General features: G+C 66.3%; 11 protein-coding genes. 7 read left to right on the forward strand and 4 right to left on the reverse strand.

Annotated features, from left to right (window positions below):
- Positions 1-843 carry a GNAT family N-acetyltransferase gene (locus AC07DC_RS06990; protein ID WP_478912526.1) on the forward strand — a complete coding sequence of 281 codons (843 nt, stop codon included), beginning with the start codon at positions 1-3 and terminating at the stop codon, positions 841-843.
- A gap of 146 nt (positions 844-989) precedes the next feature.
- Positions 990-2,486 (forward strand): peptide MFS transporter, encoded by a 1,497-nt coding sequence (locus AC07DC_RS06995; protein WP_478912528.1) that lies wholly within the window; start codon positions 990-992, stop codon positions 2,484-2,486.
- 18 nt (positions 2,487-2,504) lie between these two features.
- Here the strand turns inward: AC07DC_RS06995 and AC07DC_RS07000 are convergent, their stop codons facing one another.
- Both AC07DC_RS07000 and AC07DC_RS07005 read right to left on the reverse strand, forming a co-directional pair.
- Positions 2,505-2,969 carry a TMEM175 family protein gene (locus tag AC07DC_RS07000; protein WP_478912530.1) on the reverse strand — a complete coding sequence of 155 codons (465 nt, stop codon included), beginning with the start codon at positions 2,967-2,969 and terminating at the stop codon, positions 2,505-2,507.
- A 28-nt stretch (positions 2,970-2,997) separates the two neighbouring features.
- Entirely contained in the window at positions 2,998-3,630 is a 633-nt protein-coding gene (locus AC07DC_RS07005; RefSeq protein WP_478912532.1) for a TMEM175 family protein, read from the reverse strand.
- 261 nt (positions 3,631-3,891) lie between these two features.
- On the opposite strand from AC07DC_RS07005, the gene AC07DC_RS07010 reads away from it, so the two are divergent.
- Complete coding sequence (locus AC07DC_RS07010) at positions 3,892-4,809, forward strand: phosphotransferase enzyme family protein (RefSeq protein ID WP_478912534.1); 918 nt, start codon at positions 3,892-3,894, stop codon at positions 4,807-4,809.
- Between the two features lie 5 nt (positions 4,810-4,814).
- On the opposite strand, the gene AC07DC_RS07015 is transcribed toward AC07DC_RS07010, so the two are convergent.
- Positions 4,815-6,185 carry a sporulation protein gene (locus AC07DC_RS07015; protein ID WP_478912536.1) on the reverse strand — a complete coding sequence of 457 codons (1,371 nt, stop codon included), beginning with the start codon at positions 6,183-6,185 and terminating at the stop codon, positions 4,815-4,817.
- A 214-nt stretch (positions 6,186-6,399) separates the two neighbouring features.
- Between AC07DC_RS07015 and AC07DC_RS07020 the strand changes: the two genes are divergently transcribed.
- The 4 genes from AC07DC_RS07020 to AC07DC_RS07035 all read left to right on the forward strand — a co-directional run bounded on the left by AC07DC_RS07020 (position 6,400) and on the right by AC07DC_RS07035 (position 9,535).
- Positions 6,400-6,939, forward strand: coding sequence for an ATP-binding protein (locus AC07DC_RS07020; RefSeq protein ID WP_478912538.1), 540 nt, complete (start codon positions 6,400-6,402; stop codon positions 6,937-6,939).
- Between the two features lie 434 nt (positions 6,940-7,373).
- Positions 7,374-7,610, forward strand: a complete 237-nt coding sequence (locus AC07DC_RS07025; protein WP_478912540.1) for a DUF7848 domain-containing protein — start codon at positions 7,374-7,376, stop codon at positions 7,608-7,610.
- A gap of 596 nt (positions 7,611-8,206) precedes the next feature.
- Entirely contained in the window at positions 8,207-8,494 is a 288-nt protein-coding gene (locus AC07DC_RS07030; RefSeq protein WP_478912542.1) for a hypothetical protein, read from the forward strand.
- 594 nt (positions 8,495-9,088) lie between these two features.
- Positions 9,089-9,535: a hypothetical protein gene (locus tag AC07DC_RS07035; RefSeq protein WP_478912544.1), complete on the forward strand. Its 447-nt coding sequence runs from the start codon at positions 9,089-9,091 to the stop codon at positions 9,533-9,535.
- Between the two features lie 222 nt (positions 9,536-9,757).
- Here the strand turns inward: AC07DC_RS07035 and AC07DC_RS07040 are convergent, their stop codons facing one another.
- On the reverse strand, positions 9,758-10,018 hold the full coding sequence (locus AC07DC_RS07040) for a DUF7660 family protein (RefSeq protein ID WP_478912546.1): 261 nt from the start codon (positions 10,016-10,018) through the stop codon (positions 9,758-9,760).
- Positions 10,019-10,353: the final 335 nt, after the last annotated feature.

Consider the following 10,353-nt stretch of genomic DNA (forward strand, 5'->3'; position numbering starts at 1 on the left):
TTGACCATCGACGAACGCTCCGTGGCGTACCGCGACGCCTATGACGAGCAGCTCCGGGCGCGCGGGGTGACGCGCGAGACGGCGGAACGCTCCGGTCCCGTGGTCCGTCAGGTCCTGGCCGGGCACGGCGGGCTCATCACCTACCGCGACCTCGGCGGACTGGAGGGCGGGGAGCTCGACACGTTCATCACCGCGCAGCGCGACCACTTCGCCGCGCTGGGCGAGGCCGTGGAGTGGAAGTACCACGGCCACGACCTGCCCGCCGACCTCCCGGAGCGCCTGACGGCGGCCGGGTTCGCCGCGGGGGAACGGGAGACGGTGCTGGTGGGCGAGGCCGCCGCACTGGCCGCCGAGCCGGTGCCGCCGCGGGGCGTGACGCTGCGCGAGGTCACCTCCCGCGCGGATCTGGAGCGGATGCAGGTCATGGAGGAAGCGGTCTGGGGGTACGACCACAGCTGGCTGCCGGACGCCCTGGAGCGGGAGTTGAACGGCGAGGGCGACCCGTGTGTCGTGGTGGTCGCCGAGGCGGGCGACGAGGTCGTCTCCGCCGCCTGGATGCGGCTGCACACCGGTACGGAGTTCGCGTCGCTGTGGGGCGGCTCCACCCTCGCCGCCTGGCGCGGCCGGGGCATCTACCGCGCCCTGGTCGCCCACCGCGCCCGGCTCGCCGTGGCACGCGGTCTGCGCTACGTCCAGGTCGACGCGTCCGACGACAGCCGTCCGATCCTGGCCCGGCTGGGCCTGCTGCCGGTCACCACGACGACCCCGTACGTCTGGAAGCCCGCCGCGGAACCGCGCGAGCCGGCCGTGGAACCGCAGGAGCAGGCCGCCGACCGCCTCTGACCCCCTGGCCCCCTCCTGGCCGGCCCCGGGAACCCGCAGCGATCCGGGGCGGCTCAAACGTTCTTGAGCCGTCCCCGATCGGGTCCTGGCAACCTCACCGGACACAGTGGCCGCGCCCCCGCCGGCCCTGCCCCGGAGGAGGTCCCATGGCGGCGCCGACCACGACAGCCACTGCGGGAGAGGAGACCGCCGGCCCCCTCGGCGGCACTTTCCTGGGTCGGCCACGCTGGTTCACCACACTCTTCGGCCTGGACATGTGGGAGCGCTTCAGCTTCTACGGGATGGCCGCGATCCTTTTCCTCTACGCCTCCGCCACCAAGGCCGAAGGCGGTCTCGGACTGTCCGAGGACACCGCCACCGCGCTGTTCGGCGTCTATCTGGCGACGGTCTTCCTCGCCTCGGTCCCCGGCGGCTGGCTCGGCGACCGGATCCTCGGCGCGCGCCGGGCGACGCTCTACGGAGGCGTCCTCATCGCGCTCGGACACTGCTCGATGGCGCTGCCCGCGGTGCCGTCCGTCTACATCGGCATGGCCCTCATCGCGGCCGGCACCGGGCTGCTCAAACCGAACCTGGCGACCGTTCTGGCAGCCTGCTACGCCCGTGACTCCCGGGCCGAACGGGACGCCGGCTTCGCGATCTTCTACATGAGCATCCAGGTCAGCGCGGTGGCAGCCCCCATCGTGTGCGGTGCGCTCGGTGAGTCCGTGGACTGGCATCTGGGCTTCGGCGCCGCCGCCGTCGGCATGATCCTCGGACTGGCGCAGTTCCTGCGCGGCAGCAGGTACTTCGGGGACATCGGGCAGCGCCCGGAACGCCCGGCCACCGAGGAGGAGCGCCGCCGGGTGAAGCGGCTCACCACCGTCACCCTGACGGCGCTGACCGTGGTCTACGGTGCCGACGCCGCCGCCGGCACCTTCGACCTGCGCCATGTGCTGGCGCTGGGCGGGCTGCTCTCCATCGTCCTGCCGGTGGTCTGCTTCCGCCGGCTGCTGCGCAACCCGGTGGTGACCGCGCGCGAGCGCGAGCAGATCCGGTCCTACATCTGGCTCTTCCTGTCGGCCGCGTTCTTCTGGATGCTCTACATCCAGGGCGGCACCGTACTCAGCCTCTTCGCGAAGGTCAGGACGGACCGGACGATCGGCGGCTTCACGGTGCCGGCCAGCTGGTTCCAGTCGGTGGTGCCGCTGTTCATCCTCGCCGCCGCCCCGGTCTCCGCCTGGCTGTGGGTCCGGCTGGGCGACCGGCTCGGCGCTCCGGCCAAGTTCGGCATCGGGCTGGGGCTGATGGGCCTGAGCCTGCTGCTGATGGCGCTGGCGACGGTGGTCGGCTCCGACGGGCACCTGGTCTCCCCGCTCTGGCTGATCGCGGCGTACGCACTGCAGGCGTGCGGCGAAGTGGCGCTCGCCCCGGTGGGCATGAGCGTCACCACCGAGGTGGCGCCCAGGACGTTCGTCAGCCAGATGATCGGTCTCTTCTGGCTCGCGGCGGCCCTCGGCGCGGGCGTCGGCGGGCACGCGGTGCAACTGTCCAAGACCAGCACCCCGGGCGCGGGCTACTACCTGGCGCTGGGCGTCCCGGCGCTGCTCGCCGGCGCCGCGCTCATCCTCGGCAGCCGGCGGCTGCGCGAGCGCCTGGGAGTGTGACAGCCCGGCGGGACCGCCTCATTCGGGGGTGGTCCCGGCCGGTTCCGGCTCCTGGCCGCGGGTCGGCACCGGCACCTGGTTGAAGGCGTAGTAGACCGCCAGCAGCCCGTGCACGGCCAGGGTGAGCGGCGCGGAGACGAAGGCCAGTGCGACGGCGATCGGGTAGACGACCGAACCGACCGCGAAGCGCATCCTGGTGGCGCGCGCGGCCGCGACGTCGACCCGTTCGTCGAAGAGGTGGCCGCGCTTGGTCAGGTACCACCACATCGCCTGGAAGGTGAGGGCGTACGCGACCATGAAGCCGCTGTAGACGGCGGCGGCGGCATGGGACGCGGAGTCGCCGCCCCGCAGGTACTCGGCCATCAGTGCGGCGGGCCAGGGCAGCGCCGCCACGCACATCAGCATCAGCAGATTGAGGAAGAGCAGGACCCGGTCCACCCGGGCGATGAACCCGAAGACCGTGTGGTGGTTGACCCACGTCAATCCTTCTTCACACGGTATTTGTCGTTCGCTAGATCCCGGAAGGCTCCGCCGACTTGTCCTGTGCCTTCGTCGGCACCGGGACCTGGTTGAACGCGTAGTAGACGGCGAGCACCCCGTGTACCGCCAGTGTCAGCGGGGCCGAGATGAACGCCAGACCAACCGTGATCGGGTACACCACAGATCCGACGGCGAAGCGGCGCCGGGTGGCCTTGGCTGCGACGACATCGACTCGGTCATCAAACAGATGACCGGTCTTGGTCAGGTGCCACCACAGCGCCTGAAAACACACCGCGTGGGCGACCATGAAGAGGCTGTAGACAGCGGCTGCGACATGGGAACCCTTGCCCTCACGCAGGTACTCGGCCATCAGGCCGGCGGGCCAGGGCAGCGCGGCCACACACATCAGCAACAGCAGGTTGAGGAAGAGCAACGTTCGATCAACGCGGGCGATGTACTGGAAGATCGTGTGATGGTTGATCCACATAATGCCGATGATCAAAAACGTTACGGCGTATGCAGCGTATGACGGCCACATCTCACCAAGCGCGGACCAGAGGTGGTCCCCCGCGTGCGGCGGGACCTTGATCTCCAGTACGAGCAGTGTGATCGCGATGGCGAACACCCCGTCGCTGAAGGCTTCGACTCTTCCCGACTCATTCATTCTGTTCCCCTGTTGGCAAGCTCAAGCGGCGCGCCGCGCCCCTGGCAGGCTGCACGGCGCACGTGGCAGGTCAATCAGTATGTACGTAGATCGTGACCGCGCCAGAGGGAATTTGGTACGAGCGGAAGTGCCTACGGACACCCTGCCCTCACTTGAAGTTCAACAACATGGGTACGGTCGGTCTCGGGTCTGCCGTCTGCCGCTGACTGCCTCATCGGCGCGCGGCTGCGAGTCGCACGGCTAGGGGAGAGTTGGTACGGCATGTCTGACGCTGCGCGGGGCACGGGAGAACCGTTTACGTCGGCGCGGGCGACGGCGCTCATGGTTGCGGCCTGCCGCGTGGCCGGGCTGGACAGCGACGGGGCGCAGATGATCCGCCTTGGCGAGAACGCGCTTTTCCGCCTTGCGGCACACCCGGTGATCGTGCGCATCGCTCGGACACCGGACTACCTGTCGTCCGCACAGATAGAGGTACAGGTGTCCCGCTGGCTGGAGCAGGAAGGGTTTCCGGCTGCTCGGGTGGTGGACGATCTGGAGCAACCACAGGTAGTCGACGGCCACCCCGTGACGTTCTGGCACCTCATCAAGGAGGCCGACCGGGAGGCCACGTACAGCGAGCTGGGGGCCGTCTTGCGAGACCTCCACTCGATGCGCCTGCCTGAGGGGCTGCTGCTGCCTCCCTACAATGCCTTCGGTCGGGCGAAGTTGCGCATTGAGGCGGCGACGGGCATTCCAGAGGATGACCGGGAGTTCCTGAGAAAGCGCCGGTGTGAGCTGCGCGATCGGCTGGCCGATTTGCGCTTCGATTCGCCGAAGGGGCCCGTCCATGGAGACGCCCATCTTCAGAACCTTATGATTGACCAGGATGGTCAGGTCATCCTCATCGACTTCGAGGGATTCAGTTACGACCACCCGGAGTGGGACCTTGTGGTCACTGCAACGGAACATTGCAGCCTTGGTTGGCAGACCGACGAACAGTACGCCGAGTTTGTATCGGCCTATGGGCGCGACCTGAGTTCGTGGCCAGAGTTTCCAACTCTGCGCGGTATTCAGGAATTCAAGATGACCACGTGGTTGATGCAAAATATCGATGAAAGTTCCGCCGTGGCGGAGGAGTATGCGCGGCGCATTTCCTCACTGCGCAACGACGATGCACCCCGCGACTGGCATCCTGGCTGATGCGGCTAGTCGTCGTCCAAGCGCGCCATTGCATGACGAACCTGCTCGTCGAACCGCTGAACGATCGGATTCCCGCTGTGCACGGAGACTTCTCGTTGAAAGTCTGAGACGTACCGTTGGAACCGGGCGGATTGGAGCGCGTCCCCACCCTCAACGGCCAGGCCGGCCGTAGTGACCGCAGCTTCCAACTCGCCGTTGAGAAGTTGGCTCTGAGCCAGAACCATGCGGCAAAATCCCAAGGTCCGCGCGTACTTTGGGTCAGTCAGGGCGACTGCTCGTTCGGCGAAGCGCACCGCTTCTGGACCATTCTTGAGATCACGAAAGCAATGGCAGAATTCTCCCACAAGCTCGGCCTCGTCCATGTACGAGAGCCAATGGGGGTCTTCGGCCGAATCGGCTTGTTCGAAAAACCGCTCGGCCTCGTTCATCGCCAGTGCGGCACCCTTGTGGTTCTGTGCAGTGGACAGAGCACGTGCTTCGTGTGCCGAAAAGAGGGCTTTGGCGCGAGGCGTGGAACGATTCTTGCCACCCTCCACGGATGCGCGGGAGAGTTGGGTCGCACGCGATACCTGCCCCAGGTAGTTCGCCTGGTGGCTCATATTGGCAAGGATGCGCGCCCCCATCATGCGGTCATCGACTACCTGAGTCAGCCGCAGAGTGGACATCAGGTACTGATGGGCGAGGGCATGGTTCCCCGTGTCATAGGCAGTCCAGGCAAGGAGTTGAGAGATCTCCGTCGCCGCGCCGAACAAGGCGGTTCCGACTTTGGCGCTGTAGCTTCCACTGAGCAAAGGCAGCACTTCATGGCGGAAGTAGTGACGCAATGCCTTGTGCCCATGGCCGCCGCCGTACAGGAAATCAAGCCGCATGAACATCTCAGCTGCGGTACGGACAGCCGATACATCTCGCATTCCCACCCGTCGAGAGTTGGGAGCGTCGATCGTAAGGCCATCGGGTCGGGACACCAGCCACGTCAGCACGCCGGCGCTGGTGTCCGCCTCGGATAAGAGGAGTTCGCCGGGAGTGACATCCTCCGGGCGTTGCTGGCTGAGACCGTCCAGGACGCTCAACGCTTCGGCAGTGGTCGTTGGGTAGGTACTCCCAGAGGAGTGCGGCTCCTGCCCAATCAACTGGAATCCAAGATCCGTCGGTGCGATCCGCCGGCGCAACTTCTCGCTCAACGCCTCGGCGAGAAAGACGGCGGTCTGCGGCTGGATGCCACCGCCGTTAAGCCATCGTTGTATGACCACATGGGTTGTTCCCACATGTGCGCCCCGCCGCTCGGCGACTTCGCGGACGCGCTTTGCCAATCCCTTGTTGGAAGCACCGGCCTCGGCCATGAGATCGGCCAACCGGCGGTTCGGTTCCCTGCTCATGCTCTCCTGCCATCCCCAAGGTGACGTCAAATGTTCATCGTGTCACAGCACTTGGAACCGAGGGGGTCCATGGACGAACCTCCCTCGCGAACATGGCGAACCCCCGTGTGCATCTGAACCCCCTCGCGAACACTCCCACTCTGCTCCTTGCGGTCGTTCACTGGTGGTCACTCGACGGCGGACCACACTTCGCCGGTGAACGGAGGAGAGCACGATGGATTCGCCTACGCGGGAGCTGCCGATTCTGACGTCTGCGATCGCGTCCGTGGGGCCTATGGCCTCTGCTCCGGGGCGATTTCGCTCGATCGCGCTGCTCGCTGATGATGTCAACGCAGCTCGGTCTGCGCGCCGTCTGATAGCAGAGACCTTGCTGGATTGGGACCTGTCCCACCTGACGGACGACGTGGTCCTCTGTGTGTCCGAGCTGGTCGGCAATGCCGTCAGCCATGCAACGCCCGACGGTTGGTTGAAGAGCATCGGCGGTGATCGACGCGTTGGCGTCGCCCTGTGGGCCTGGCCGAAGTGGTTGTGTGCAGAAGTCTCGGACGAGGACTCCACACCTCCGACGCTCCCCGTTGGGGAGAGCCTTGACGACGGCGTTCCTGGATCGCTTTCTGGGGGATTCCCCGATGACTGCGGGCGTGGCCTGTTGATCGTTCAAACCCTGGCGGATGCGACCTGGTGGGCTCCGCGTGAGCTGGGCGGCAAGAGCGTCTGCTGCCGCTTCGATCTCGGCGCTAGGGCGGCATCGTGAGCACGGCGAAAATCTCCGGCGCCGCTACAGGCAGCCTGCCCGGCACAGCATCAACTGGGCAGGGTGGCGGCCTCGGTGACCGCTCGGAGACGACGCGACGCTCCGCAGCGGTGGGTGGCCTCTCGTCACGCGGGACTCCCCTCTCGCTCCTGGGAGGTCACCCGCACCCATGCAGTCGGTAGCGGCCGGACCGCTCACCGGCCAACTATGCGCTGCGATCTCACGGATGGGGCCTTGGGCGTGATAGCGATGCGAATCAAGAGCGGGGACCAAGTGAGCGTTCGCGGCCAGTGGCAAGAGGTCAAGGCGGTTCGCTCGGGCCGGTTCGCTGCCGGTGGTCCAGCGGTGGTGTTGGTCTTCAAAGCGGGTCCCCCGCTACGCGTGCACGCCGCGCACAGGATGACGGTCATGCGCGGCGGTCGAAAGGCCTGAGGATGACGATCAAGTCGGTGTGGCGGTTCGTGGACTGGGTTCTGCAACTCGACACCTCAGGGAGCGGTGCGATCTTCGAGATCGAATGCACGACGTGCGACGAGAAATCGGCTCCTGCGGACAGTGCCGATGACCCGCAGGCGTGGGCTCTGCGGCATGCGGGTCAGTCAGGCCACGTCATGTTTCGGGCGCTGACCACCTGCTTCTTCAAAGCCTCAAAGACAGGTGAGGGAACATGACCGGGAGGGGCGTGCGTGAGTGGGTGGCGTCGGCAGCGTTCGTGGTGGAGGAGTGGTGGTGGCGCCACGTGACGGATCGCCGGCTGTTCCGCTTGCTGGATGGGGAGCGTGCCCGGATCGCTGCCGGGATGTCCGATGCCCGTGCGCAGGAGGGTTTGCGGAGGTTGCGGGACGGGTTCGCTGAGCGGGTGGCGGCCGAAGCGCGGGAGGGACGCTCACTGCCCCCATAGGTCGGGGGGTCGTCGATCCGGGAAGGATCCGGCGGCTTCCGTTCTGAGCTTCCCTGGCGCGAATGACACGCGGTGGTCTGCCCCTGCTCGGCCTGCCGCGTGGGTGTGCTGACCGCGCCGGGGAGGAGAACGGTCCGGTCCCTGAACTACCCCCTGTTGCGTTCGGGGGCCGGGCCGTGTGCTCAACAACTGCTGACGCAAGACCGGACCACCCCTCGCGCCTGGAAGCAACTGGGGTGGTCCGGCTAGGAATCCTATTGCTCAGGACCCTGGTGCCGATGGTACCGGGGTCGTCGTCGTGCCTGTGTTCGATACGCCCCGGCAAGGTCAGTGTTGAGCCAGTGTGCGGTGAAGGGACTGAAATCGATGGGTGACCCTGGGGACGCGGGATACGAGGAGGAGTTCGACCCTGACGCGATGGTGTGGGTACGAGGGGTGGACTACGTCGCGGGTTGGCGGGAGGCGGCGAATGCCGGTGCGGCGTTGGTTGACGCACTAGAGGCGTCGGGCGTTGATGTGTCCGAGGTGAGGCTGCACGCGGACGCCGGTCCTGATGGGGCGGGGCGGGTGCGACTGGTCCTGTCGGCGCGTGACGTCCGCCAGGTGGCAGCACTGATGCGGTCGGCGGCGTCGCGCTGGGGACAGGCGAGTTGATGGGAGTGAGCTTCGGCCGGCAGGCCGACTCCGGAGGCGAACGGTACCCTGGCCGTTCCGCAGCCCAGGCGGCCCGATACGAACGCTCTGTCTCCCGCCATCCCACGAATACGCTCATCCTGTAAAGATGCCCGTCGGCAAGTATGAGCCTCTGCAGCGCGAAGCCTTCGATGGTGCTGACGCCGATTCACCCGGACGACGCACCTCTGGAGCAGTAGAGCGCTAGGCAAGATCATCCTTGCGGAAGCAGGCCCAGGAGAGCACGCTTTCCAAGTCTGTTTGACCAGGTCAGGAGGCGATTCGCCTGCGTTCATCGGCGTTCGGAACCGTTCTGGGCACCTGGCGCGGCGGCGTTGCGTACGCCCCTGAACCGAGCCGCACGTCAGCGAATGAGACGGAAACTGAGACGGAGGAGGGTGTACCCGGGCAGTCCGAACTGCTTCTGTCGCTACTACCCTTTGGCGTGCCCACGGATAGCCAGAAGTGTCTCTGCGCACCACCAGGGATGCAGTAGCAGTGAGGGCGACTAGGGATGCTTGCTGGTATCAGTCACGAGCAGAGCCGTCTTCCCAACGCCGTTCCGTGGAGGCTCACATGGCAACGCAACCGAGTCCAGACGAGCGCCTCGTCATGTACCAAGTTGTCGCGGCCCGGCATGCAGGTCTCGATCAGATGGTCTGGCAGGTGCCAGGTGTCGCCCTCACTGCTCAGGCGTTCCTGATGACGATTGCCCTCGGGCCTGGATCTGGTCAACTGGCGCGCCTTGGGTCTGGACTTCTTTCGGCAGTGGTTGCGTTCATGTCTGTTGAGCTGCTGATGAGGCATCGTCTCAGCGCGATCGCGGACGCGGTTTGGCTGGAGAGGTTCGAGCGGGACCGGGGGTGGGAGGTGCTTCACAGGCCATTGAGCGATCGGTGCGCTCAGCTCGGCGTGCCCATGCCGCGGTTGGCCCGCCCTCGCGCCTATTCCGTATGGATCGCTGGACTCGCGACCTTCGGCCTCGTTGGCGCCGGCATCGCGGTCAACGCGCTCGTTGGGTAGCCGGAACGCATGAGCGTGAGCGCATGTTGACTTGGGACGGCATAAGTTGGACCGCAGGCCCACTGCTGACCTCTGAGCTTGGGAATCACCGGCCAAGCATGCACCTGGCGGCCTCTGACCTGCAGAACCGACAACAATCGGAACCCAGGTCAGCGGGCAGTCAGGCCCACGATTGACCGTGGTTCACCGCCCCACCGGGCACGCAACAGGCACGGCGTGCGGCTACTCGTAGACCTTCGCGGCGCTCAATGCCCGCGCGAGGAACGTCCAGTCGCCGTGGATCGGCATCTCCTGGTCGAAGTTCCGATACCAGTTCGGCGCGGACTCGATCCAGGCCGCCAGCGCTCCCAGGTACTGCTCAAGTGTGGGGTTTTCCCACTCGTCGCCGCGGTGGAGGAGATCCGCCCGCAGGTCGAGGATGTGAGCCACCAGAGCTTCCCTGCTGTTGACTTCATTGGCTTGGTTGGCCGGCAGCTCCATCATGGCGGCACCGTACCGCGCTGCCGGCGCAAGCGCACACGGCTCCGGAGGCCGCTTGTGCCTGATTCCGGAGTGCAGGCCAGAGGCCCACTTTGGCCGCACACGGGGTCATCGGTCCACAGGCAGTCCACGATGGCCCAGCCCGGGTCCGCCTGCCGCCCTACAAGGTGGACCGCTGATCACTATCCGGTTGGAAAGCGTGATCGCAGCGTGTTCGTCCTGGTGATTCAGTGGGGCGCCAGGCCTAGTGAGCCGGTCCGGAGATCCTGGCGCAGTAGTGGCAGATCCGGTCGATGATCTGGTCTGCGGTCTTGGTCCACTTGAAGGGCCGGGCAGCC

The organism is Streptomyces sp. NPDC045021 (genome assembly GCF_056432645.1).

What these genes read in the sequence shown, in the direction of transcription:
- AC07DC_RS06995 (WP_478912528.1), top strand. Translation starts at nt 990, where the DNA reads ATGGCGGCGCCGACCACGACAGCCACTGCGGGAGAGGAGACCGCCGGC.
- AC07DC_RS07005 (WP_478912532.1), bottom strand. Translation starts at nt 3,630, where the DNA reads ATGAATGAGTCGGGAAGAGTCGAAGCCTTCAGCGACGGGGTGTTCGCC.
- AC07DC_RS07010 (WP_478912534.1), top strand. Translation starts at nt 3,892, where the DNA reads ATGTCTGACGCTGCGCGGGGCACGGGAGAACCGTTTACGTCGGCGCGG.
- AC07DC_RS07015 (WP_478912536.1), bottom strand. Translation starts at nt 6,185, where the DNA reads ATGAGCAGGGAACCGAACCGCCGGTTGGCCGATCTCATGGCCGAGGCC.
- AC07DC_RS07020 (WP_478912538.1), top strand. Translation starts at nt 6,400, where the DNA reads ATGGATTCGCCTACGCGGGAGCTGCCGATTCTGACGTCTGCGATCGCG.
- AC07DC_RS07025 (WP_478912540.1), top strand. Translation starts at nt 7,374, where the DNA reads ATGACGATCAAGTCGGTGTGGCGGTTCGTGGACTGGGTTCTGCAACTC.
- AC07DC_RS07030 (WP_478912542.1), top strand. Translation starts at nt 8,207, where the DNA reads ATGGGTGACCCTGGGGACGCGGGATACGAGGAGGAGTTCGACCCTGAC.
- AC07DC_RS07035 (WP_478912544.1), top strand. Translation starts at nt 9,089, where the DNA reads ATGGCAACGCAACCGAGTCCAGACGAGCGCCTCGTCATGTACCAAGTT.
- AC07DC_RS07040 (WP_478912546.1), bottom strand. Translation starts at nt 10,018, where the DNA reads ATGATGGAGCTGCCGGCCAACCAAGCCAATGAAGTCAACAGCAGGGAA.